The sequence below is a fragment of the Pseudomonas sp. BF-R-19 genome (assembly GCF_019956445.1).
Taxonomy (GTDB): Bacteria; Pseudomonadota; Gammaproteobacteria; order Pseudomonadales; family Pseudomonadaceae; genus Aquipseudomonas; species Aquipseudomonas fluorescens_BH.
The window spans coordinates 292,666-316,763 of the sequence record NZ_JAHBDN010000059.1 but is presented as its reverse complement, the minus strand read 5'-3'; the positions used below and the strand labels follow the sequence as shown (position 1 = coordinate 316,763).

General features: G+C 59.1%; 23 protein-coding genes and 1 pseudogene. 9 read left to right on the top strand and 15 right to left on the bottom strand.

The annotated features are described in order from the left end of the window. Positions 1-95: 95 nt before the first annotated feature. Entirely contained in the window at positions 96-1,118 is a 1,023-nt protein-coding gene (locus KGB28_RS17655; RefSeq protein WP_223446689.1) for a transporter, read from the bottom strand. Between the two features lie 271 nt (positions 1,119-1,389). Between KGB28_RS17655 and KGB28_RS17650 the strand changes: the two genes are divergently transcribed. Next, the gene (locus KGB28_RS17650; protein WP_223446687.1) at positions 1,390-3,015 is read left to right on the top strand and encodes a methyl-accepting chemotaxis protein; all 1,626 of its coding nucleotides are present in this window, start codon (positions 1,390-1,392) and stop codon (positions 3,013-3,015) included. 198 nt (positions 3,016-3,213) lie between these two features. On the opposite strand, the gene KGB28_RS17645 is transcribed toward KGB28_RS17650, so the two are convergent. Then, on the bottom strand, positions 3,214-3,522 hold the full coding sequence (locus tag KGB28_RS17645) for a PepSY domain-containing protein (RefSeq protein WP_150674262.1): 309 nt from the start codon (positions 3,520-3,522) through the stop codon (positions 3,214-3,216). 151 nt (positions 3,523-3,673) lie between these two features. Between KGB28_RS17645 and KGB28_RS17640 the strand changes: the two genes are divergently transcribed. Further along, positions 3,674-4,561 (top strand): sterol desaturase family protein, encoded by an 888-nt coding sequence (locus KGB28_RS17640; RefSeq protein WP_223446685.1) that lies wholly within the window; start codon positions 3,674-3,676, stop codon positions 4,559-4,561. A gap of 1 nt (position 4,562) precedes the next feature. Here KGB28_RS17640 and KGB28_RS17635 read toward each other — a convergent pair whose 3' ends face one another. Beyond that, positions 4,563-5,246 carry a helix-turn-helix transcriptional regulator gene (locus tag KGB28_RS17635; RefSeq protein ID WP_223446683.1) on the bottom strand — a complete coding sequence of 228 codons (684 nt, stop codon included), beginning with the start codon at positions 5,244-5,246 and terminating at the stop codon, positions 4,563-4,565. Next, positions 5,247-6,374, bottom strand: coding sequence for a glycerophosphodiester phosphodiesterase (locus KGB28_RS17630; RefSeq protein ID WP_223446681.1), 1,128 nt, complete (start codon positions 6,372-6,374; stop codon positions 5,247-5,249). It abuts the gene before it with no gap. Positions 6,375-6,585: 211 nt separating this feature from the next. Here KGB28_RS17630 and KGB28_RS17625 point away from each other — a divergent pair, with 211 nt between their 5' ends. After that, complete coding sequence (locus KGB28_RS17625) at positions 6,586-6,912, top strand: DUF2025 family protein (RefSeq protein ID WP_223446679.1); 327 nt, start codon at positions 6,586-6,588, stop codon at positions 6,910-6,912. A gap of 142 nt (positions 6,913-7,054) precedes the next feature. Here KGB28_RS17625 and KGB28_RS17620 read toward each other — a convergent pair whose 3' ends face one another. Continuing rightward, positions 7,055-7,378 (bottom strand): antibiotic biosynthesis monooxygenase family protein, encoded by a 324-nt coding sequence (locus KGB28_RS17620; RefSeq protein ID WP_223446678.1) that lies wholly within the window; start codon positions 7,376-7,378, stop codon positions 7,055-7,057. Continuing rightward, positions 7,375-8,082, bottom strand: a complete 708-nt coding sequence (locus tag KGB28_RS17615; protein WP_223446676.1) for a CTP synthase — start codon at positions 8,080-8,082, stop codon at positions 7,375-7,377. The genes KGB28_RS17620 and KGB28_RS17615 overlap by 4 nt, the downstream gene beginning before the upstream one ends. Before the next feature lie 15 nt (positions 8,083-8,097). Here KGB28_RS17615 and KGB28_RS17610 point away from each other — a divergent pair, with 15 nt between their 5' ends. After that, entirely contained in the window at positions 8,098-9,039 is a 942-nt protein-coding gene (locus KGB28_RS17610; RefSeq protein ID WP_223446674.1) for a LysR family transcriptional regulator, read from the top strand. Positions 9,040-9,157: 118 nt separating this feature from the next. Here KGB28_RS17610 and KGB28_RS17605 read toward each other — a convergent pair whose 3' ends face one another. After that, positions 9,158-9,769 (bottom strand): TetR/AcrR family transcriptional regulator, encoded by a 612-nt coding sequence (locus KGB28_RS17605; RefSeq protein ID WP_223446672.1) that lies wholly within the window; start codon positions 9,767-9,769, stop codon positions 9,158-9,160. Positions 9,770-9,983: 214 nt separating this feature from the next. On the opposite strand from KGB28_RS17605, the gene KGB28_RS17600 reads away from it, so the two are divergent. Next, positions 9,984-11,042 carry an MBL fold metallo-hydrolase gene (locus tag KGB28_RS17600; protein WP_223446670.1) on the top strand — a complete coding sequence of 353 codons (1,059 nt, stop codon included), beginning with the start codon at positions 9,984-9,986 and terminating at the stop codon, positions 11,040-11,042. Positions 11,043-11,102: 60 nt separating this feature from the next. On the opposite strand, the gene KGB28_RS17595 is transcribed toward KGB28_RS17600, so the two are convergent. Together KGB28_RS17595 and KGB28_RS17590 are read right to left on the bottom strand one after the other, a co-directional pair. Then, entirely contained in the window at positions 11,103-11,354 is a 252-nt protein-coding gene (locus tag KGB28_RS17595) for an XRE family transcriptional regulator (protein WP_223446668.1), read from the bottom strand. A gap of 10 nt (positions 11,355-11,364) precedes the next feature. After that, positions 11,365-11,682, bottom strand: a complete 318-nt coding sequence (locus KGB28_RS17590; RefSeq protein WP_223446666.1) for an XRE family transcriptional regulator — start codon at positions 11,680-11,682, stop codon at positions 11,365-11,367. Positions 11,683-11,923: 241 nt separating this feature from the next. On the opposite strand from KGB28_RS17590, the gene KGB28_RS17585 reads away from it, so the two are divergent. Both KGB28_RS17585 and KGB28_RS17580 read left to right on the top strand, forming a co-directional pair. Beyond that, positions 11,924-12,292, top strand: a complete 369-nt coding sequence (locus KGB28_RS17585; RefSeq protein ID WP_223446664.1) for a hypothetical protein — start codon at positions 11,924-11,926, stop codon at positions 12,290-12,292. Between the two features lie 24 nt (positions 12,293-12,316). Further along, positions 12,317-13,006, top strand: coding sequence for a DUF6933 domain-containing protein (locus tag KGB28_RS17580; RefSeq protein WP_223446662.1), 690 nt, complete (start codon positions 12,317-12,319; stop codon positions 13,004-13,006). A gap of 19 nt (positions 13,007-13,025) precedes the next feature. Here the strand turns inward: KGB28_RS17580 and KGB28_RS17575 are convergent, their stop codons facing one another. Continuing rightward, on the bottom strand, positions 13,026-13,991 hold the full coding sequence (locus KGB28_RS17575) for a hypothetical protein (RefSeq protein WP_223446660.1): 966 nt from the start codon (positions 13,989-13,991) through the stop codon (positions 13,026-13,028). A gap of 118 nt (positions 13,992-14,109) precedes the next feature. Here KGB28_RS17575 and KGB28_RS17570 point away from each other — a divergent pair, with 118 nt between their 5' ends. Both KGB28_RS17570 and KGB28_RS17565 read left to right on the top strand, forming a co-directional pair. Beyond that, on the top strand, positions 14,110-15,906 hold the full coding sequence (locus KGB28_RS17570) for a SulP family inorganic anion transporter (protein ID WP_223446658.1): 1,797 nt from the start codon (positions 14,110-14,112) through the stop codon (positions 15,904-15,906). 44 nt (positions 15,907-15,950) lie between these two features. After that, on the top strand, positions 15,951-19,454 hold the full coding sequence (locus KGB28_RS17565) for an alkaline phosphatase family protein (protein ID WP_223446656.1): 3,504 nt from the start codon (positions 15,951-15,953) through the stop codon (positions 19,452-19,454). A 317-nt stretch (positions 19,455-19,771) separates the two neighbouring features. On the opposite strand, the gene KGB28_RS17560 is transcribed toward KGB28_RS17565, so the two are convergent. The 5 genes and pseudogenes from KGB28_RS17560 to KGB28_RS17540 all read right to left on the bottom strand — a co-directional run bounded on the left by KGB28_RS17560 (position 19,772) and on the right by KGB28_RS17540 (position 24,046). After that, complete coding sequence (locus KGB28_RS17560; RefSeq protein WP_223446654.1) at positions 19,772-20,485, bottom strand: HNH endonuclease; 714 nt, start codon at positions 20,483-20,485, stop codon at positions 19,772-19,774. A 116-nt stretch (positions 20,486-20,601) separates the two neighbouring features. Further along, positions 20,602-21,135 (bottom strand): annotated as a pseudogene (locus tag KGB28_RS17555) (Bro-N domain-containing protein). 408 nt (positions 21,136-21,543) lie between these two features. After that, complete coding sequence (locus KGB28_RS17550; protein WP_007978181.1) at positions 21,544-22,791, bottom strand: ribonucleotide-diphosphate reductase subunit beta; 1,248 nt, start codon at positions 22,789-22,791, stop codon at positions 21,544-21,546. Between the two features lie 526 nt (positions 22,792-23,317). After that, positions 23,318-23,593: a hypothetical protein gene (locus tag KGB28_RS17545; RefSeq protein WP_223446652.1), complete on the bottom strand. Its 276-nt coding sequence runs from the start codon at positions 23,591-23,593 to the stop codon at positions 23,318-23,320. 189 nt (positions 23,594-23,782) lie between these two features. Further along, positions 23,783-24,046 carry a DUF2790 domain-containing protein gene (locus tag KGB28_RS17540; RefSeq protein WP_223446650.1) on the bottom strand — a complete coding sequence of 88 codons (264 nt, stop codon included), beginning with the start codon at positions 24,044-24,046 and terminating at the stop codon, positions 23,783-23,785. Positions 24,047-24,098: the final 52 nt, after the last annotated feature.

Here is a 24,098-nt window from a genome sequence, read left to right as displayed (position 1 = left end):
GGCTTGCTCGCGAAGGCGGTGTGTCATTCAACATTGATATTGACTGGCCTGACGCCTTCGCGAGCAAGCCCGCTCCCACAAGATTCCAGCTGCGGTCAGTAATCCTGCTGCTTGCGAAACGCCCAGCGCCCGGCGATCACGGTAAAGGTCGCGACCAGCGCCACCAGGATCCAGAAGCCCTCTGGATCATCGGCCAGCGGAATGCCGCCGACGTTCATGCCGAAGAAACCAGCGATGATGTTGATCGGCAGCGCCAGCACCGTCACCACTGTCAGGGTGAACAGCGTGCGGTTGGTCTGTTCGTTGATGTTGGCGGCGATCTCTTCCTGCAACAGCTTGATCCGCTCACCCAGCGCCGTGAGGTCGTTGATGATCAGCGCAAACTCCTCAGTGGATTTGCGCAACTCCTTCACGTCTTCCTTTTGCAGCCATTGCGGCGGCCGGTTGAGCAGGCGCAGCAACGAGCCCGGCTCCAGCGCCAGCAGCCGTTGCAAGCGCACCAGCACCCGGCGATTGGCACCCAGCTCAGCGCGGTTGGTCGACAGCCGCGAAGAGAGCAATTCATCTTCGATCTGGTCCACGCTCTGGCTGGTCTTGCGCACGATCTGGGTCAGCACTTCACCCTGGTCGCGCAGCAGATGCACCAGCAACTCCAGCGGGGAGCGAAAGCACTCCCGGGCCTTCACCGACGAGCGCAATTTGTCCACCGAGTGCAGCGGTTGCAGGCGGGCGCTGATGATCAATTGGCTGCGGGCGCACACCCACAGGGTCGAGACATCCGACGAGACCATGTTGCTGAGGTTGAACACCACATCGTTGACCACCGCCAGCAACGCGGAGTCGACATGTTCGATGCGCGTCGAGCGCGAGCCTTCGTGCAGCGCCTCGAAAAATTCCTCGGGCAACTCCAGATGACTTTTCATCCAGCGTTCGCACGCGGCATGGGCGAGGTTCAAGTGCAGCCAGAGAAATTGCTCGTCGCTTTCCGGCTGTTGCAGGTACTGCAAGGCCTCGGCGGAATTGATTTCCCGGCCGGCCTCACCGGGGCGAAAGGTGAAACCGTAAAGCAGGCCGAACAGATCCGTGTCGCGATGACTGTGATCGATGCTGTGGTTCATGAGGGCTCGCAAGGGGAGACGCCTGTCGCGGTTTCGCAGGTTCACTTGAGCGGCATCATCGCAAGCGGGGGTGACGTTTTTGTGACAGGAAAATAACGCAAACGATTGCTCTACCGGCGGTCGGGATGTTCTCAAGAATCGCTCTGGCTAGCCGATCACGCTTGGGTTGAGTTGCGCGCCGCAGGCCTAGGCCGGGACCGCAGACAGGGATGTCCGGACACTTTTCACGCCTTACCGGGGCGTGCCTCATTCCTGTCATGAGTACCATTCGATGCTTTTGCAAAAGTCCCTGAGAGCACAAATTCTCGCCCTGCTGAGCGGCAGCCTGCTGGCGATGCTGTTGATCGCCCTGGCGTGCTTTCACTTCCTTTCCAGCGGCGTGCAGAACTACGCCAATCTGATCGAGGGCCCGCTGCATACCTCGCAATTGATCGATGAAGCCAACCTGCAATTCAAGGTGCAGGTGCAGGAGTGGAAAAACGTCCTGTTGCGCGGCAAGCAACCGGCGGACCTGAGCAAGTACTGGGGGCAATTCGAAGACCGTCAGCGCGATGTGCAAAACATCCTTGGCGAGCTGGCTGCGCAGAAGGGCATCGAGCCGCAACTCAAGAGCCGCATCGAGCGCTTGTGTGACGAACATCGCCAGTTGGGCGCGGCCTATCAGAAGGGCCGGGACGCGTTCGTGGCCGCCGGTGGTGACCCGACGGCGGGCGACACAGCGGTCAAGGGCGTGGACCGCGCCGCCAGCGATCAGATGAGCGAACTGGTCAGCGAGTTGCGCAAGCAGGGTGTCGAGCAATCGACCCTGATCAGCGCCGCTGCCGATCGCACGGTGATGCTGGGGATCATTGTGATGTTGGTTTCGGGGTTGCTGATCGGCCTGCTGAGCCTGTGGCTGGTCAACCGCAACCTGGTCGAACCGATCCGCAAACTGATCGAATACGTGGCGCAACTCAGCCAGGGGCGTATTGCCGAGCGCGTGGCCAGCACCCGTCAGGACGAGTTGGGAAAACTGGCGATGGCCGCCAACACCCTGCGCGATTTCCTCGCCGAAACCTTCAGCCGTTTGCAGCGCAGCGCATCGGACCTGGACAGCGCCAGCGGTGAGTTGAACTCGATCGCCACCGTGATGGCCGGCGGTACCAACGAGCAGTTCAACCGCACCGATCAGGTGGCCACGGCGATGAACGAAATGTCCGCTACGGCACAGGAAGTCGCCCGTCATGCCGCCGAAGCGGCGCGGGCCGCCGACGATGCCGACCAGTCCGCCCAGCAGGGCGAAAAAGTCATGCAGGGCACCATCCATACCATTACCCAGATGCGCGGTGAAATCGCCAACACCGCCACGGTCATCCGCCAACTGGAAACCGACAGCGGGCGCATCGGCAAGGTCCTGGAAGTGATTCGCGGCATCGCCGAACAGACCAACCTGCTGGCGCTCAACGCGGCCATCGAAGCGGCCCGTGCCGGTGAGGCCGGGCGCGGTTTCGCGGTGGTGGCCGATGAAGTGCGCAGCCTGGCCCAGCGCACGGCGGCGTCGATCATCGAGATCAACCAGATCATCCAGACCGTGCAGACCGGTGCAATCGAAGCGGCCCAGGCGATTGAAAGCGGTCAGTCGCGCAGCGAACAAAGCGTGCAGCAAGTGACGGAGGCCGGCGCCATGCTCGAACGCATCACCCTGGCCGTGGAAGCCATCCGCGACATGAACCGCCAGATCGCCACTGCCGCCGAAGAGCAGACCTCAGTGGCCGAAGACATCTCGCGCAACCTCACCGAGATCACCAGCATCGCCAGCACCAACCTGGACAACGTGCAGCGCACTGAAGCGGCCAGCACCAACCTGCACGGTTTGTCGGGGCGGTTGAATGAGGTGACGGCGCGCCTGAGCGCTTGATGAAAGGGACTGTGTACCGGGTTCCTTATCGAGTCGGTACACAGTCGGTCTCAAGTGCAGATATAGGGTGTCGATGACGGGTTGAACCTGAATCCACATTGGAAAAAAAACGCCATGGTCAGCACGTCGGCCTGATCAATCATCCAGACGCAGAAAAGCCGCACGATCCGAAAACCGTGCGGCTCTTTGTTGTGTGCATCAGACGTCTTTTTTGTTCTTCAGGACTTCGCCGGTGGTGGCGTTCAAATCCACGTCCCATTCAACGTTGCTGGCATCACGCAGTTCGACTTCGTACTCGTAGATGGTGGAGTGTTTGTCCAGGTCGCTGTCGGTAATGGTGGCCCCCGGGTGCAGCTTCAACACGATCTGGTTCAACTCTTCCATAGGCTTGATCTTGCCCTCCTTCACCAGCTGAGGGATCTGGTCGACAGGAACGTCTTTGGCCTGGGCCAAACCAGCGGTGAGCGTCAGGGCGGCAGCGGTGAAGAGGGCAGTCAAAGTCTTCATGAGTTCTTTCCTTGGGATAGTTGTTCAAGTGGGATCAGGATAGTCGTATCAACTTAATTCACCCTTAAAACTGAGCGTTCGATTGCTTCGTTTGTTCAATTCTGTGCCCGGATCAACTCGCATGCTTTGCCTTCAATCAATGGAGGTGGCGATGAAAACTATCATTGCGGGGTTGTACGCACCGGTATTTTGGGGCGGATTCATCGGGGCAGGGGTGTGGCTGATCGGTGTCGGTGGCCTGTCGACGCTGTGGTTGATGCTGCTGTTTATTGCAGCCTTGCTGGTGTCGTTCCTGGCTGAATGGGCACTGCCCTATGAAGCTTGTTGGAACCGCAGCGCCGGCGATCGTCGGCGGGACATCCTCCACGCACTCATCAACGAAACCTTGGGCGCCCTCGGGCTTTTGGCATTGCCGGCTCTGGTGGCGTTGCTGGCGATTGAGGGTGCGTGGCCACAGGGCTGGCCGTTATGGCTGCAACTGGGGCTGGCGATTTTCGTCGCAGACGCCGGGGTCAGCCTGATGCACTACGCCAGTCATCGACTGCCCTGGCTGTGGCGATTGCACGCGGTCCATCACAGTGTGCAACGCCTGTATGGCTTCAACGGCTTGATGAAACATCCGCTGCATCAAATGCTGGAAGCCTCGGCGGGGCTGTTGCCGCTGCTGGTGCTTGGCATCCCTCAAGATATTGCAGCGCTGTTGGCGTTCGCCATGGCGATCCAGCTTTTGCTGCAGCATTCGAATGTCGACATGCGCCCCGGTCCCTGGCGCTGGATCTTTGCCTGGGCACCGATGCACCGCTTTCACCACATCAAGTACGGCAAAGCTGGCGACGTCAATTTCGCCTTGTTCTTCAACCTGTGGGACTGGCTGCTGGGGACCGGGTTTTACACGCAGGACTATCAGGTTCGCCAAGGTGATCTCGGGATCGGCAGCCGTCCGGATTTTCCGGTGGATTATGTGGCGCAGTTGCTCGACCCGTTTGAGTCGATAGCGCTGGCAGAAGAGCCGCTCGTGCCGCCAGCGTTGCGTCGCTGAGTCAGTCCAGCAGTTGCAGGTCGAGATGCCGCAAGGCTTCGCGGGCGGTCACGCCAAAGAGTTTTTTCAGGCTGCGGGAAAAGTGCGCCGAGTCGGCAAACCCGGCCGCATGGGCCGCCAGCGTCACGGCTTCGCCCGCCAGGATCAATTCCATCGCCAGACGCAGGCGTCGCCACAGCACCAGCCTGCGCACCGGCAAGCCGACCTGGCTGACGAACAGTCGCTGTAGCTGGCTCATGGATAGATGAGCGGTGTCGGCTACCGCGCGCGTGGCCACTTTGTTTGCCAGGGATATATCGATGGCAGCGATGGCGCGTTCTATCCGTGGGTCGGTCGGTGCGCGTCGCGAACAGTTGCGCACCGCCTGATCGAGACCTTGCAGAGACTGCTCGGCGTCCGACATTGCCTGGCTGAGTGTCGGCGCATCAAAGACCAGCGGCTCGGCATACAGCGTGAACAGCGGATCCGGTGCTTCGATAATGGCATGCCGAACGTGTGAAGGAATCAGCAGGCGAGTGGCGGTGACTGTCGTGCCGTCGAGCTCAACGGTCACCGGTTTGTCGGGTGCGAAGATCAATTGATGGGCGTAGTGAGAGTGGGGCGCGGTGCGCCCCGACCGACCGTGGATCAGGGCATAGTCACGCCCGAGCCACAGTTGGCCAGTCCACTCGTTACCTTGGGTCATTTAGAACCCGTTGTTCTTCAACACCTGATCGACACTGGCGGTCGCCGGGCGTTTATAGAACTTCAGCAGCTCGCTGGCGCGATTGGTGAAGATGCCGTCGACTCCGGCGTCCATGACTTTCCGGTAATCCACCGCATCGTCGATGGTGTAGACGTGCACCAGCAGGCCCTGATCGTGGGTGTACTGGTTCATCCAGGGTTGCACCAGATCCGAGTAACTCTGGTCACCACCCTGGGTCAGTGCGGCGGACGGGCCGGTGCCGATGGCGCCCTGGGCCTTGGCGTAGTCGACCCAGTGCTGGAATTCGGCCTTGTCCTTCGGTTGCTGTTTGGCGTAGTAAGCGGCTTTATCCTTTTCGCCGGACTCGGCAAATGTCACCTTGGACTTGGGTTCGATACTGCCTTCACCGACCCACAACAGCAGGATCTTCGGCACCGTCGGCATCTCTTTTTGCAGCAGTTCGAGGCTGCTCTTCTCGAAGGTCTGCAGGACCACCTTGCCTTTGCCCTGACCGACCGCCAGCTCGCTTTTTGCCAGTTTCGAAGCGGTCGGGCTCAGCCAGCCCCGGTCCTGAAGTTTTTCCTTGAGGTCGTGTTCGATGCCGGGAAACTGCTTGGGCTCCTTGGTCTCGATGTACAGGCCGGGCTTGTGCAGGCTGTTGCCCTCGGCGATGTCGATGATTTCATCGAGGGTCAGGATCTTCAGGCCCGCGAAGGCGGGACGTGAGCGATCCGGGTACGCGGCATTGAACCAGCTGCCCGCGTCCAGGGTTTTCAGTTCGGCCATGGTGAACGCATTGGCGGGGCTGTCCTTGCGCTCGGGGAATTTGCTGGCAACGTCGGTGGTGCGTTGCAGATTGTTGTCGTGCAGGGCAAACAGCACGCCATCCTTGCTGCGCTGCAGATCCAGTTCCAGATAGTCGGCGCCCAGGTCGCGGGCAGTCTTGTAGGCGGCGGCGGTGGATTCCGGCGCATCGAAAGACGCGCCACGGTGGGCGATCACCGCTGGATGCGGAATGCCCAAACGGTTCGCCAGTGCTGTGGGACCGGGTTCGCTGGCGGCCTGTGCGTGGCCGAGGCCGAGCAACAGGCTCAGTAACAGGGCGCTTTTGGTAAAGGTTGCGGGCATGGTCGAGATCCTTTCGCAATGAGTGAGCGGTCCCTTTTAACAATTCATCTTTGCAGGCGCTATCGCCAGACCGACATAAAGCTGTTTAAAGCTGATTTTCGTCAGGGCTTTTGTGCGCCCGTTTGCAGTATGCTGGCGCCCTGCAATTTCCCCGGCAGAGGGAAACGCAGGCCCTGCGTGCATACCAACGATCACCATTGCGGGGTTTACCATGCACATCACTTCCCAGCTCATCTGCCAGGCTGCCGACCAACTCAAAGGCTTCGTCGGCCTCAACCGCAAGACCGGGCACTACATCGTGCGCTTCAGCGAAGACTCGTTTGGCATGGACGTGGCGGACGACGGCATCATCCCGACCAGCGAATTCGTCTGGGTAATTGGTCCCGGGCAGACCATGACGCTCAAGCGTGAGTTGATTCAGTTGTTGCTGGACCAGAACATCGATGGCCGGATCAACATCACCGAGCCGTTGCGGGTGTACATGAACCGGCGGGAAGTGCCGGAGATCTCGGCGGTTCGCAGTCTGGTTCGGGGCTGAATTTTTGTACTGACTGTTCTGGCCTCTTCGCGAGCAAGCCCGCTCCCACAGGGTATGTGGGTGTACGTAAGACATGTTCCCGACACAAAAACCTGTGGGAGCGGGCTTGCCCGCGAAGACGGCCTCAAGATCACTGCATCATTTACAGACTGGACCCGTAAGCCCGCTCAACCCGGCACACCCGCGTATGACACCGCGCATACCAGGTCGAGCGCCCACGCTCGCGAATGGCCGTATGCTCCGGATGATGCTTCCACGCCAGAATCGCCGCTTCACTGGCCCAGTACGACACCGTAATCCCAAGCCCATCCTCGCCCCGCGCCGATTCCACACCGAGAAACCCCGGCTGTTCACGGACCAGTTCCAGCATTCGTGCAGCCGCTTCGGCGTAACCCTGGTCACCCTCGGTGCGCACCGAGGTGAAGATCACCGCGTAATAAGGCGCGGCTGGCGTATCGGCGATCATGACGAGAGCCCCGCACAGGCTTCGACAAAGGCGCCAATCAACGGCGGCAAGACGCCCTTGAGCGCGGCCCGCTCGGGCTGGAACAAGGTCGCGACAAAGAATGGATGACCGCTGAGTTCGATCGCCCGCAGTCCGTGTTCCGAATCGTGGCCGACCGCGTGAAGTTCGTGCTTGAGCAACTCCCCTTCGAACTGCGGATTGACCCCATAACGACAGCGATAGCCTTCACGAATCTCGGCGCTTTCGTAGGCCTCGGCGATCAACGAGCCTTCACGTAAATGAATGGTATCGACCGCTTCCACCAGCGCGCACGACAGCGGCGTCAGCAGCGCCCGTGCGGCATCGGGATTTGTCTCGCCGTGTTCGGCATCCGACCAGCCCAGCACATTGCGCGCATATTCCAGCACCGCGTGTTGAAAACCACCGCAGGTGCCGAGGAAAGGTCGTCGTTGTTCGCGGGCAAAGCGAATCGCCAGCAATGCACCGTCCATGTTGCGATAGGGGCTGGCCGGTACACACCAGAAACCGTCGAATGTGTGCAGCGGTGTCTCGGCGTGGATTTCATCGGTGGCCAGCCATTGCCATTGCACGTTCAGGCCACTGTGTTCAGCGGCCTTTTCGAGGGCGACGGGAATGGCCTGGTGGGCGGTGACTTGCGGGTCGTGGTCGCCGACCAGGGCGATGCGAGTCGGGCGGGTTTCCATGTGGGGCCTCTGCACTTGTTGATTGCTGGTGCCCACTATAGATTGGCGTTCACGCACTCAATATTGGCGTTTAACCAAGTGATCAATGCAGCCACGCACTATCGACTGGACTACCCGGACCTGGCCCTGATCCTCGCGCTGGTGCGCGGCGGCTCTCTGGCCCGGGCCGCGCAACTGCTGAAGGTGGATGTCTCGACGGTGTTTCGAGCGGTGCGCCGGCTGGAGGCTGCGTTGGGTCAGCAACTGTTCGAAAAAAGCCGCGCCGGTTACCTGCCCACCACCCTGGCGCAGTCCCTGGCGGAACAGGCCGAGCGCGCTGAGCAGGCGCTGGAGGCGGCGCGCATCGGTGTGGAGCAGGGCGGTGAAGTGATCAGCGGCATCGTGCGCCTGACCTGCACCGATTCGGTCCTGCAAGGTTTGCTGTTGCCGGCGCTGGCGCAGTTCATGCCGAACTATCCGGCGCTGACCCTCGAACTCAGCACGTCCAATGATTTTGCCAATCTCAGCCGTCGGGATGCCGATATCGCCCTGCGCCTGACCCGCACGCCGCCGGAGCATCTGGTGGGACGGCGGCTGGCGGAGATTTCCTACCGTGTGTGTGCCAGCGAGCGATACCTGCAATCGGTCAATACCACTGACCTGGCCGCATTGACCTGGATCGCCCCGGATGACTTCCTGCCGGATCACCCGACCGTTACCTGGCGTCGCCAAGCCTTGCCGGGCGTAACGCCGGGCTATCGCTGCAACAGCATGCTGTCGGTGACCGAACTGGTCAGGGCGGGGCTGGGTGTCGCGGCGTTACCGGACTTTTTGATCGGCGACGGATTACAGCCGCTGAGCGAACCGCTGCACGGATACGACACCGCGCTGTGGCTGCTGACCCGTCCCGACTGCCGCGCCTTGCGCTCAGTGGTCACCTTGTTCGATGAGTTGGGGCGGGCGCTGAAACTGCCGTGAAACCGTTCAGGCTCTTGGCTGAAGCTCACTATAGCCTCAGCGCCGGTTTCATTCTGAAACACATGTGCCGTTCAAATCAGAGCCATCGATCCTTCGACGCCGCCGTCGAACTTGTCATTTATTGCAACTGATAGCAGGCCAGAAACATGTCCAGCGCGGACTCGGCGACCTGGTGTTGTTCTTCGGGTGACAAGCCTGGCTTGCCCATGGAAATCTGCGGCCAGAAGGCAAACGACTTGAGCAGCCCCTGCACCTGTTGTGCGGCAAAATCAGGGGCAATGGCTTTCAACCGGCCATCGGCATGAGCGGCACGAATCCACACCGTCAGCCCTTCTTCACGTTCGCCCATTCGCGCCACCATATCCTGCGCCCGCTCCGGGGAATGAATCGTCGCCGCTATCGCCACCCGCGCCAGGTCGAGAAAGTTGTCATCGCCTAACATTTGCAGTTTGGCCATCAGCAATCCGCGCAATTGGTCGCGCAACGGCAGGTCGGGTCTGTAGGCCGTTTCCTGTTCTGCCGTCACCCGGATCCATAACTGATTGAGGATCTCGGCGAACAACTCTTCCTTGCTGGGAAAGTGGTTGTACACCGTGCGCTTCGACACGCCGGCAGTGGCTGCAATCTTGTCCATGCTGGTGATCTCGAAACCGTTGTCACGGAATTCGTTGATCGCGGCTTGAATGATCGCTTGGCGTTTTCGGTCGGTGAGGCGCTGTGGAGCTGTCATAAGTACGCTTCGGCAGGGAGAAGGGGGAATTACACTCAGCAGTTTACTTGTCATCGACTTTGATGCAACCTAGAAACTACACTGTGCAGTGTAATGTTTTGTTAACCCTGCCCAGCAAAAATAGAAAGTCCGGCTGATGCGTGCGTGCCTTGGCCATTTATCGTCCCAAAGCGGAAAATCGCGTCATGCGCGGTTTTTCTGGAGTCATTCAGTCATGGCCAATTCAAACTCCCCGGCGGACAACGCCTCCACACCTGAAGCGTCCCGACAGGCTCAAGGGCAGTATCAAAACTTCACGCCGGTTCAACGTTTAAGCTTTGGCAAAACCATGGGCATCCTGTGGAACGTGCTGTTCCACAAGCCGCAAAACACCCGCCCGAGTGCGCCCGTCCCGGTGCAAGCCCTGACTCAAGCCGCGCTGATTGCCGCGCCGAACCACAGCGTCTATCGCTTGGGCCACTCCACGGTGTTGCTCAAGCTGCGCGACAAATTCTGGATCACTGACCCGGTCTTCGCCGAGCGTGCCTCGCCCGTGCAATGGGCCGGCCCCAAGCGTTTTCACCAGCCACCGATCAGCCTGGAACAATTGCCACCGATTGAAGCGGTGATCCTGTCCCACGATCACTACGACCACCTGGATCATCAGGCGGTGCTCAAGCTCGCGGACAAGACCAAACACTTCCTTACCCCGCTGGGCGTAGGCGACACCCTGATCAAGTGGGGTATCGACGCCAGCAAAGTCCGCCAACTGGATTGGTGGCAAGGCACTGAAGTCGATGGCATCCAGTTCATCGCCACCCCGTCGCAGCACTTTTCCGGCCGTGGTCTGTTCGATAGCAACAGCACCCTCTGGGCTTCGTGGGTGATGATCGACGGCGACACACGCCTCTTCTTCAGCGGCGACAGCGGCTACTTCGACGGTTTCAAACGCATCGGCGAACAGTACGGCCCATTCGACCTGACCCTGATGGAAACCGGTGCCTACAACGTCGACTGGCCGCACGTGCACATGCAACCCGAACAAACCCTGCAAGCCCACCTCGACCTCAAGGGTCGCTGGCTACTGCCGATCCACAACGGCACCTTCGACCTGTCGATGCACGCCTGGTACGAGCCCTTCGACCGCATCCTTGCCCTGGCCTGGGAACGCAACGTATCGATCACCACGCCGCAGATGGGCGAGGCGTTCAACTTGATGCATCCGCAGCGCGGTGGTGCGTGGTGGCTGGCGGTGGAAGGGGAGTGTGAGCGGGTGCTGGTGCAGAACGCGTAAAGTTGTGATCCCGGCCGGTCTGCGACCGGCTTGGGAGCTCAACTAAATCAGTTAGCCACGCTAGTTCTTTAACTGCTCAAGGAACCCCGAGATCTTTGCCACGCTCAGGTCGCGAAACTTCCCTCGAAGTATTTCGTTTAGTTCTTCGGCAGACAACCCGAGCTTCTGCGCAGCATCAGTCTTACTCAATCGACCGCTTTCCAGCAGAAGGCCGATCTTCATAACGCATTCAGATTTGGCTCGCATATCACCAGCATCGGGAATGCCCAGTGCCTGATAAACGCAGTTATCGCTATCGTCGATTTCGTTCATCTGTTGATCCTCACTCCACCATCGCAAAATCCGCCCGCCCAACCGGGTTCGGCGTCGACCCCTTCACATTCATCCCTCGACCCGGCGCAAACCCCGGGAAGAACACCAACCCCTCCGATTCGAACCGATACGCCAACGCCAGGCGCGTGACATCCAGCACCTCCTGGCGTGCCTCGAAGCGTTGAATGGCATCCTCCGAGACCCGGGATTCCCGCGACAGCTCGTGCACACTCCAGCCCAGCATCGCTCGGGCTTGGGCACAGTGGGCCGGGGTGAATTGGAAGAGGGCGATACGTTCCAGGGTGATTTTCATCGCTTGAGAGGCCATGGTGTTCTCCGGGCTCGAGAGTGTTGGTCAAAATATACTGTGTTTTTGTACAGTTGTTTTGAGCCGAGATCAAATGCAATTTTTGAAGTTTCTTTTTGGCCGGACGAACGGTGACTGTCCCGATGCGTGGGGAAACTGTCGAAGTCGCCAGGGAATTACAACTCGACTTGAGGGTTGGTAAAGGCGGTTTTTTTCGTAAGAATAGGGGGCGCACTGTCAGGTTTTCATGCAGGAGAATCTCATGCCGATCCTCGAAAGCGACTGGAAGAAGTTCAAGGAACTGCGCAAGATTGCGCTCGACCGTTTCTGCCAAGGTGTTCTCGCCGATACCAAAGCTATTGCGCAACATGGTGCATTATCAGCTCATGCTCGCTATGGCATGCTTTACGGCCTGATCCATGATCGAAACAGGGATATGGCGCAGGTGTTCGACGATAACAGCCAATCCCGCTCCAGCGCGCTCCACGGCTTGAGTCTAATGGTTATGCATGACTTGCTGACTGAGGCAGAGCTATCGGTGCTCAGTGAAGATGCCCTGAGCTACATAAAAGGGGTTGTCCGTCGTCCCTATGAACTCGAATGGGTCGACGAGATCGTCCCGCATGACTGACCAACCTTTACCAGAGAACCAGGGATGCTGATCTTCAACTGCACCGAAGCGGCCAGCAAATTCTTCAGTCGCGTGCACAAGGGCAAGAAAATCACCAGGGTGGAAAGTCCACCATCGCCCGTCATTGAAGACGATGAGCCTGATGAGTCCGCCGAACAGTGGCTGGTCCACGCCGTCACTGTTCAACGCAAACATGTGCTGTTCGCCATCCACATCCCGACTCGTTACTGCATGATCTTTGCCGATGCCAAAAAGGCCGACGCCGAGGGGTTTGTTCAACGTTTTGCTGATCGCTGGATTAACGGCCTGATACGCCATGCAGGGCAGTTCGATATCCTTCAATGGGTCGATGATGAGCCGATGATGGAGCGCTTTCAGGAAAGCAGCAGCCAGTTCCGCCTGTATCGACGCAGCCATCGCAGCGCGCAAAAACACATTGATGAAATCGCCTGGATTTTTCAGGATGTTGCCGCTGAACGGGGCTCTTTACCCCCGGACGAGTTCTCGGCATGCCGCTTCGACGGCGATATGAATGACTGCCCAAGAAACAGCAAAGGCCATAAAGACTATTACTTCCCGGATGAGGAAATGATGGCCCACTGGTTACGTCGATACTGCGGCCTCGACGAGTCAGGCATCCAGGCTGCACTGGATCGACGTATGGAGGTGAAACGGGAGATCTGGGCATTGCAAAGGCAATTCGACGCGCAATGAAGCAACGCTGCCTTTCGTATTACTTGCCCGCCAACCCCGGCGCTTCCCGCACAATAAAGTGATCCAGGTTTTCAATGTTGGCACTGAACACCCCGAACGTCTGCTCGGGGTTTTTCTTGCTTGGTACCTGCTTCAGTTCGGGCGTTACGCCATAAAAGAAGCAGTACAACTCCCGCCCGCTCTCGATGGCGTGCTTGATCTCCTCCAGGAACGCCTTGCGCTTGCGGTAGCTGTCGATCAGCTTTTTGCTCAGGTAGACATTGACCGAGTACGGCTTTTTCTCGAACCAGACCTTCTTCTCGAAGTCGATGCGAAAGCTCTGGGTGTAGTCCTTGATCTCCTTGACCTTGCCCCAGTAAATCAGCCCCTTGTTGTCCTGCAGGTATTCGATCTTCTTGAAAAACGACCCGTAAGGCGCGGTGTGCTCGCCAATCTTCAGTGGCACGCGCTTGAGCAAATCCTTGTCGTCGAAGTTTGAAACGAAGCACTCTACCGGATGGGCAAAGACGCTGGTCTTGTCCGGGGCCGATTCCCTGCTCGGTTGCTCGACATTACTAGCCGCCTTAGGCGCCAATGGCTCATCCCGAACCACATTGGCAATCACCACCGGACTGGACGGCTTACGCACATATTCACGCCGAGTCAGTAACAATTCCGACGGGAAATTTTCCTCGCGGCTGTCATCCGTTTCCGCCTCATCCACACCCGAAGCCGGCGTCTTCAAGCTGACATAAGGGCAGCCCTCGACATGCCGCGTACTCGGCAAGTTCTTGAAGTGCGGCGTGCGCACGTAATTCACATTCTTGGCGTTGAACGTGCCCAGCTCATTGGCCGCATCGAACGCCAGGCGACAGGCATCGTTGGGGCATTGGAAATGCTCCTTGGTGGAGTCGAAATCCATCGTCTCGTCGAAATTCAGATCCCGAACGTCGTAGATCGACAACTTGTCGTTGAGGCTGAGGCAGTAGGCGAGGTCGAATTTCATGTCGGGTTCCAAGTCCTTTAGATGAACAGCTTCCAGTGATGGCGCATTCGAAGCAATAGCTACACTCAGATCACTTCGATATCGCCGAGTCTGCACAGTCCATCAACGAGGGCGGTTCATGAGCCATTCAGATGCTTCGCCCCCGCCCCCGCTCCCGGAGCCGGGCCGGATAGCCCGCCGCGATGAACAGACCGGCTGGCGCCGCTGGCTACCGGGGCTGGGCATGCTGCGCGAGTACCAACCGGCATGGTTGCGTTACGACATCGTGGCCGGCCTGGTGCTGACCACGATGCTGGTGCCCGTCGGTATCGCCTATGCAGTGGCCTCGGGTGTGCCGGGCATTTATGGCCTCTACGCAACCATCGTTCCGCTGCTGTTCTATGCCTTGTTCGGCCCCAGCCGAATTCTGGTGATGGGGCCGGATTCCTCCCTGGTGGCCGTCATCCTTGCCGTGATCATTCCACTCTCCGGCGGCGATCCGCAGCGTGCCGTCGCCCTGGCGGGGATGATGGCGATCGTCTCGGGAGCGGTGTGTATCCTGGCCGGTATGGCGCGCCTGGGTTTTATCACCGAACTGCTGTCCAAACCGATCCGCTACGGCTACATGAACGGCATCGCACTGACCGTATTGATCAGCCAGTTGCCCAAACTGTTCGGTTTTTCGATTGAGTCCGAGGGCCCATTGAGAAACATAGGGGCCATCGCCTCGGCGGTGATGGAGGGAAAGATCAACTGGACCACCTTCACGGTGGGCGGGCTCACCCTGGCGGCGATCCTGCTACTCAAAAGATGGCCGCGACTGCCGGGCATCCTGATCGCCGTGGTCGGCGCGACAGTCGCCGTGGGTGTACTCGACCTTGCGACACGCGCCGGTGTGTCGGTCCTCGGTTCGCTCCCCCAAGGCTTGCCCGGTTTCGCCATCCCCTGGATCACCAGCGCCGACATCGTCCCGGTGTTGATCGGCGGGTGCGCCGTCGCACTCGTCTCGTTCGCCGACACCAGCGTGCTCTCCCGTGTCTATGCGGCGCGGACCCGAACCTACGTCAACCCGAACCAGGAAATGGTGGGTCTCGGCATCGCCAACCTGGCTGCCGGTTTTTTCCAGGGCTTCCCGATCAGCAGTAGCTCATCCCGTACACCCGTAGCCGAGGCCGCCGGAGCCAAAACCCAACTGACCGGCGTCGTCGGCGCACTGGCGGTTGCCTTGCTGCTGGTGGTGGCACCGGACCTGCTGCAACATTTACCGTCCAGCGCCCTGGCGGCAGTCGTGATCGCCTCGGCCATTGGCTTGATCGAAATCACCGACCTGCGCCGAATCTATCGCATCCAGCGCTGGGAATGCTGGCTGTCGATTGTCTGTACCATCGGTGTGGCCGTGTTCGGCGCGATCGAGGGCATCGGCCTGGCCATCGTGATTGCCGTCATAGAGTTCCTCTGGGACGGCTGGCGCCCGTACTCCGCAGTATTGGGCCGCGCTGAAGGGGTCAAGGGCTACCACGACATCAAACGCTACCCCGACGCGCGGCTGATACCCGGCCTGGTCCTGTTTCGCTGGGATGCGCCCTTGTTCTTCGCCAACGCCGAACTGTTCAGCGACCGCGTGCTGGACGCCGTGGCGGCATCGCCCACACCCGTGCGCTGGCTGGTGGTCGCTGCAGAACCGGTCACCAGCGTCGACGTGACTTCCGCCGACATGCTGGCCGAACTGGGCGACACCCTGCACGCGGCGGGTATTGAGTTGTGCATTGCCGAGATGAAGGACCCGGTCAAGGACAAGCTCAAGCGGTTTGGGTTGTTTGCAAGGTTGGGGGAGACGGCGTTTTTTCCAACGATTGGGACGGCTGTGGATAGCTATGTGGCGAACTATCAGGTGGATTATAGGGAGCGGGAAGATGAAGGGAACCGATTGCCGTGAAACCCCATAGATCGAAATAGAGACTTCACAGCAAGGAGCGCACCATGCCGAACAACTGGCCCGCCGGGATTGAGCACGTTGTTGTGTTGATGATGGAAAACCGTTCGTTCGACCATTTGCTGGGGGATTACACAAGCATCAATCCCGCGTGTGACGGTATCAACCGCAAAGCGCCCAGCACCAACCCGCTGAAGCTGGCCAATGGCAATTCGACGGTGATCACCCAGGCATCGGAGTTCCCGGAGAACTACAGCCTGTGGGCGCCGCCGCCCCCTCTGCCTCCGGCGCTGCCGCCGAGCAACAGCGAGGGTTTTGACCTTGGCCACGAGTTCGTCAACGTAGAGAAACAACTGGGCGTCTCCTTCAAGACCAGCCCGGCCAACCCCACGCTCAATGGTTTTGCCCAGGACGCCTACGACAAGGCCCGCACCGACCTGAAAGTCTACAAAACCTGGTCGCAGTCCATGGCCCAACGGGCAATGAACTACATCCCGTTCGGCGCTACGCCCGCGAAGGATACGCTGCCGGCCATCCACGGATTGGCGCGTAACTTCACCGTGTGCGACCGCTGGTTTTCCTCGGTGCCAGGCCCGACCTGGCCGAACCGTTTTTTTGCCATGCTCGGCAGTTGCAATGGTCACCTGCTGATGCCGTCCACCGGCACGGTACTGGCCGGCATCAAAAGCCTGATCGCACAGTTCGGCGGCGAGAGTATTTTTTCGCTGCTGCGCAACAACGGCCACGACGCGCGCATTTATTCCGACGGCGCCGTGCCGCTGGCGGCGCTGGTCAAGGGTGGTTTGCAGCACCTGAGCATCGACGACTTCAAGTCGGACGTCGCCGGTAACAAACTCCCCGAACTGTCCTGGATCGAGCCGAGCTACGGCCTGCTCAACGGTAAGCTCGGGCCAAACGTGTCCCATCATCCGCCTGAAGACTTGCGCTTTGGCGATCAGTTTGTCGGTGAGGTGTTCAATGCCTTGTCGGCCAATACCGCTGTCTGGAACAAAACCCTGTTCGTGCTGCTGTACGACGAACATGGCGGCTTCCATGACCACGTGGTGCCGCCAAATTGCGTGGCGACCGGTTCAACGGTCGATGTCCCTTGGAAAAATCCCTTCACCCGCCTCGGCGTTCGTGTACCGGCGATCCTGGCTTCGCCGTGGCTCAAGCCGGGTTTGATCCCCTGGACGGGCGATGTCCAGGCGCAGCACTACGATCACACCAGTTTGCTGGCCTTTCTTTGCGATCACTTCAAATTGCCGCGCAGTGCTCTCGGCCCACGGGTGGTCGCCGCGCAGCACTTCGGCAATGCAGCCATCTGGCGTGCCGCGCCGAGCGTAACGGCTGCGCCGACATTGGCGGCCACTGTGGTGCCGAGTCGCGCCGGGTTGCCCTTGATCGAGTCCGAACTGGCGACCCAAAGTCGACAGGTGGTGGACAGCGTCACCGGTTACCTCGACGGCCTCGATCCCGAGCAGATCTGGAAGAGCAGCGCCCAATGGGTCAGTGGTTTTCTTGGCAACCGCAGCCGTGCCCTGGCTGATCCGGGCCAGGCCGCACTCACGCCGGCCGCGCCTAGTGCGGACAGCCTGGAGGCGAAACTGCGGCGCCTGCAGGATTTGATGGTCACCGCCCAAGGGCAAACGGTTCCTCCGGCTGCGACACCGGCCAGCAAAGCCCTAGTCGAGCCGGGAGCGGAGGTTGCGCCAACACGGCTGCGCATCCTGTGCCTGCCCGGTGTCGGGTTCAGCCGGGCAACGGGCGGGCAGGGCGGCATCGATGCGAACTGGCAGAAACAATGGCGCACCTTGATCCGCACTCAACTGGCACAGAACGGTCGCCCCATCGATGACCAGGACATCGACTTTCTGACTTTCGATGAGCAACTCAAGGAGGGGCCGGACTTCGCCCAGATCACCCGAGGCCTGGCGATGCTGAGGGCCGACGTCAGGGGCAGGGCCGACGAGAACTTCGGCAGTTGGGGCCTGCCGGTCAACCAGATGTTGCGCACCACGGTGGGTGCCCTCGTGCAATGGATCGAAGACGCCGAGTTACGCACTGAGTTGACTCAACATCTGCTGGCGAAGATCGAGGCATTCAATCCACAGATCATCTTCGCCCAAGGCCTGGGCAGCCTGATCGGCTACGACGCCCTGCGCCGTTCGGTGGCGAAAAAAGGTTCGGCACTCAAGCGCATCGATGGCCGAGTGTTCGTCAGTTTCGGCTCACCGATCGCACTGCCGCTGGTGATGCGCGAAGTGTGGGGCGGGCGGGTCCTGCGCCTGAGTGAAAACGGCCGAGGCATCCGCCGCTGGTTCCACCTCTACAACCCCAACGATGGATTGCTGACCCGGCCGATCACCTCGCCGGATTCCGCACGAGTCGACCTGCAAACCGAATTCACTTTGCCATTGCACGATGACCTGCTCGACCTCAATCACGCCGCCCAGGCCTACTTGTCGTCACCCACCAGCCAGACCGGCCTGTGGCCGCAACTGGCCCGCGATGTGGTGGCTGCACGGGCACTGGAAGTGCCGGCGTTCCTGTCCCGCAGCGGCCAACGCAAACGTCGCGCCCTGGTGGTCGGCATCAACGATTACCTCGACCCGAGCGCACGCCTCGACGGCTGCATCAACGACACCTACCTGATCAGCCGCATGCTCCAGGAAAGCGGCTACGACGCCGGCGACATCCGATTGCTGCACGACGTCCGAGCGACCCGGGCCAACTTCGTCGAGCGCCTCGAATGGCTGGTGGAAGGTGCCCGCGCCGGGGACGAGCGCGTATTGTTCTACTCCGGCCACGGCACGCAACTGCCGGTCTACAGCAGCAGCGGCGAAGCCGACTGCATGGACGAAACCCTGGTGCTCCACGACTTCGACTGGGACGACGAAAGCACCCACTTCACCGACAAACTGTTCCGCCAGTTCTACAGCCACCTGCCATTCGACCCGGACGGCCACGGCGCCAAACTCACCGTCATGTTCGACTGCTGCTACGCCGGCGGCATGACCCGCGGCAACGGCCGCGTGCGCGGCATCACCCCACCCAGCGACATCCGCCACCGCATGCTGCGCTGGGACCCCTACGCCGGCGACTGGGACCGCCGCGTCTACGCCGTCGACACCGACCGCCGCGACTTCAGCGAACAAGACAACAAAACCCGCGGCCTCACCCGCACCCGCACCACCCAAGGCGCCGCCACGGGCCTGCGCCCCGAGAAAAAAGCCCAACTGCTGCGCCAAGGCAAACTCTACGGCCACCATGGGCCGTACATGCCCCTGATGCTCTACGCCGCGCGGGAGAACGAAAAAGCCAATGAGTATGAGGTGGGGTCGAACAGCTATGGGGCTTTCACTTATGCCTTGGTTGAGCAACTGCGCAAATTGCATCAGGAGGATGCGACGTTGGGGTTTGATCAGTTGATTGAGCGGGTGGGGAGTGTGTTGAGCGCGAGGTCGTTGGGGCAGACGCCGGAGATTGTTGGGCCCAGTGGGGTTAGGGCGGCGGTGTGTCCGTGGCGGATTAGTGGGTTGGGGAAATGATGCATTAGCTTTATTGCAGGTAAAGAAAAGGGCCGCAGGAAAATCCTGCGGCCCTTTTAGCATCGAAACTCTAAAACCTGCCTCAGATCCCCTGTGCGAGCCTGCTCGCGATTCGCAAGATCAACACAGCAACCAAGCCAACCACCAACCTTGTGGCGAGGGGACTTGCCCCCGTTGGGCTGCGAAGCGGCCCCAAATACTGCAACTCGGGTGCAACAGATAAACCGAATTGTGCGGATTGACGGCTTCTGCGCAGCCGAACGGAGCGGTTCGGCGCTCCGACAAGCCCCCTCGCCACAAGTTAATGTTCCGCTCGGCTATTCGGGTTTCAACCGTTTCACCTTTGTATAAAGCAACGCTGTGAACTCTTCCCGATCACTCGAATGGTGACAACGCCGATGGCAGTTCGGGCATAGCGCTACAGCATTGCTTGGACGATCCGAACCGTCCTGTGCCAAATGCTTAACGTGGTGAACCTCAAGAAACGGACTGCCCGACTTTTCAAACGGAGCTGGGCTGCCACAGCCTTCGCATTTACCTTCAGCCTGTTGGCGAACCCACGCTCTCACTCCCGGATCGCGAACATAAGACTTTCCGCTGGACTGAGTTTGCTCTGGTTTCTCAATCCCCTTCGGCTCGACTTTAATCGGTTGTCGCTCAAGCTTTGCAGCTCGCTGCTCCAGCGTCGCCTCGTCGGCTGTCGGGGCGAAGTCCTCGGGAGCCAAAGGGCCTGGAGCATTGAGTGCTTCACGAATGCTCTTCGTAACATTAGCGCCGACATTCTTGGCAGGCTTGTATCCTTTGATAGGTGTTCGACCCAACTCGACCATAACCGTAGAAATGTTCTGCATCCGAAACTCAACGGAGCCTTTTGTACGACCAGCCAAAGAACCCTCGCGCAGGACGCGATTTTCATGAGCCTTGTTGATCGCCTGACCGTTCTGCTCACGAGAAAGCATGCTGAGATAGGCATCGACCGCAGCCTGAATCTCTACCTCACTCCAATCGCCGTTGCTCTTTTCCGTATCCATACAATCGCCGAGGGTTAAATACCCTCGGACGATACTGAGTGGCCACTACGACTGTCTACGAAAATTCCTACACAAAAAAGAGATGGTTCTCGCAAGCGATCCTACAAACAGGTCACCTAACCCATCGAATGCTTCGACGACTGAAACACCTGCGCAACCTTCCGCCACCAAGACTTAACCACCGGCGTCCGCTTTTGCGTGTGATCGAGCAACAGATAAGGCATGTCCCGCAGTCGAATCCAACCTTCATCCTGCCAATGCAGCAGGCTCAACGACATCTCAGGCCAATCCAACAAACTCTACATCGGTCGATCCGAATTACCCGACTGCTCCGCATCACGTAAGGCCGGAACGACTTGATGGGTGATCCACTTACGCAGCAACCGATTTCCTGGTGCGTAGTGATAGACCAGCAGCGCATAGACACCGGACTCACTTAGCATCAGCTGCTTTTCCGGTTGCCGGTAATACTCAATCCACAACGGGCGGTGTTGGTCTTTGTCTAGTTTGTTGACCATGCGTTCACTCAAATGGAAACCCATCAAGCGGCCGATATCGCGGGCGCAGAACCATGGCTGGTTTTCTTGGAGGAGAGCATGGAGAGGGAGGTTGTGGCGAGTGAAGACTGTTACAGAAAAGAGATCAGACATGACCGATCTCCATGGTTCGGAGAGTGACGAGAAGGTTGTGTTCAGGCATATCCATTACCTCTACGTTTGGACTTTGGCGGGCCTGACCCCAACGTAGAGTGGACATAAGAAGCTCCAACGAGCAAAAGCCTCACACAGCCGTACGATAAATCACCAAGGGTGACTGCTCGTCTGTGCAATTGGCTAGCTTTCTACGTTGGGCGTTTCTTAGGCACCTGCAGTAGAGCTTAGGGCCGCTTGGAATGGCCCTCAATACAGAAGGTGCTGGAATACATGTAGGAGATTTAGCTACTACTGAGATTGCGAGTAAGAGTTTTCCTACTCCATAAAAAAAGCCCCGATCAGATCGGGGCTTTTTTGGATTTCGATTCGTCGACTCAAGTCGTCAAATCGTGGCTAGCTTGGGAATCAATCCCAGCTAAGCGCGCCACCAGTCTGATACTCAATAACCCGAGTCTCAAAGAAATTCTTCTCTTTCTTCAAGTCCATGATCTCGCTCATCCAAGGGAACGGGTTAGTCGTCCCTGGGTACTCTTCCTTCAAACCAATCTGGCTCAAACGACGGTTAGCGATGAACTTGAGGTAGTCCTCCATCATCGCCGCATTCATACCCAACACCCCACGAGGCATGGTGTCACGTGCGTATTCGATCTCCAGCTGAGTACCTTGCAGAATCATCTGCGAAGCTTCTTCCTTCATCTCGGCATCCCACAGATGCGGGTTTTCGATTTTGATCTGGTTGATCACGTCGATGCCGAAGTTCAGGTGCATGGATTCGTCGCGCAGGATGTACTGGAACTGCTCGGCGACGCCGGTCATTTTGTTGCGGCGGCCCATGGAGAGGATCTGGGTGAAGCCGCAGTAGAAGAAGATGCCTTCCAGAACGCAGTAGTAGGCGATCAGGTTGCGCAGCAGTTCTTTGTCGGTTTCGACGGTGCCGGTTTCGAACTTCGGATCGGAGATCGAACGGGTGTATTTCAGGCCCCAGGTGGCTTTTTTCGCGACCGACGGGATCTCGTGGTACATGTTGAAGATTTCGCCTTCATCCATGGCCAGCGATTCGATGCAGTACTGGTAGGCGTGGGTGTGGATCGCCTCTTCGAAGGCCTGGCGCAGGATGTACTGGCGGCATTCCGGGTTGGTGATCAGGCGGTATACGGCCAGGACCAGGTTGTTGGCAACCAGGGAGTCGGCGGTGGAGAAGAAGCCGAGGTTGCGCATCACGATGCGGCGCTCGTCGTCGGTCAGGCCTTCCGGGTTTTTCCAGAGGGCGATGTCGGCGGTCATGTTGACTTCTTGCGGCATCCAGTGGTTTGCGCAGCCGTCCAGGTACTTCTGCCAGGCCCAGTCGTACTTGAAAGGTACGAGTTGGTTGAGGTCGGCGCGGCAGTTGATCATGCGCTTTTCGTCAACGGCGACACGGGCGGAGGCGCCTTCGAGTTCGGCGAGGCCTTCGGCGACGTCGAGGGAATCCAGGGCGGCTTTGGCGCGGGCAACGGCGGCGGAGTCAGCGGCGGTCACGGCGCGGGCTTCCAGGGCGGCGGCACCGCCGGCGCTGTCGAGACGGTCCATGTTGGCTTCGGTGGCGTGGCCAGCGTTGGCGCTCTTGACTGCTACTTCCGTGTCTTCTTTGTCGAATTCGTCCCAGCTCAGCATGACGTGTCGTCTCCTGCGTGAGGGCCAGTGTGCCCGTGTGAAATTGGATAGGTCGGTTTTTCACACGGCCTTACTGGCCGCGTTGGATCTAAAGGAATCGTTTTTTGCAGCAGCTATACGCAGGCATCAAACAGAATTTGTACGGGGTTCCGAGAGCCACTGATGGGCGCAGCAAGCGTTGATCGCTTGTGCGGGGCTTCAGACTGGCTTTTCATCCCTGTAAGGGAATATTGCAGGCCCGTTTAAGGCCGCATTATAGGGAAGTTTTGCGTGCTGTGGTGCGGCGAAATGGCTCACGGATCGGTCGACGGGGGCCGTTTTTCGGTCGGAGTGAGGGTTTACAGGGCTTTGAACGATGTTGGCGGGGGAAGATTTTTTTTCCTGATTTTTTGCCCTGGACTATTTTTGCTCAAGAAATAACCAAAAAAGGCTTTTTTCACTACATCTTGTGTTTCGGTGGGGTTTTCTCAGGCTCCAGACACAACTAAGCCCGACCGAAGTCGGGCTGTGAAGTCACGCTGGCGGATCAGCTCAGGCGAGCGGCACCGACGTGATCGGCACCATCGGTGGCGAGGCGGGCAGCGCCGGTGTGGTCAGCGCCATCGGAAGCCAGTTTGCCTGCGCCAATGTGGTCTGCACCATCGGCGGCGAGACGGGCGGCGCCAGTGTGGTCAGAGCCGTCGGAAGCGACAGCCGCTTCAGTGGTGTAAGCAGCCGAGCCGGTGCGGTCGTAACCATCGGCAGCGAAGGTGTTGGCAGCCAGGACGGAGAGGGTCAGGGCGAGGATCAGTTGGGTTTTCATGGTCGTTGCTCCAGTTTCGTAAGCGTTGTTTGTCTTGGGTTGCTGTTGATACTACGCCGACCATTTCGATTAAAAATCGCAAATAAATGCTTAAAACAATCGATTTAATCGATTATTAAGGTTCGACGCTTCATCTGCCTGATCGCGGCGGGTGGGTCGAACCTTTTAGGGGAGGGGTGAAGCAGGAGATCAGCCGTTGGAGCAGCCATTGCCCATCATGCTGTAGCGCAGGATATGCCGTTGACCGTGGGAATCTTCGTATTCCATCTTCATCGGCACAACTTCACACACGTTCGGGGCTTCGCTCATGGAGATCACTTTGGCGATGTCCAGGTGGGTGGAGTAGGTGTATTCCTCTATTGCCGGTTGTTGCTGGGCGACATCAGTCGGGACCTCGCCGGCCATGGCGGTCACGCACACGCTGCTGAGGGCCAGAACTAATAAAGCTTTCATTTGAAATTTACCTTTTGGAGGTCGAAAGGGGGCACGCAATCCTTTTGAGATT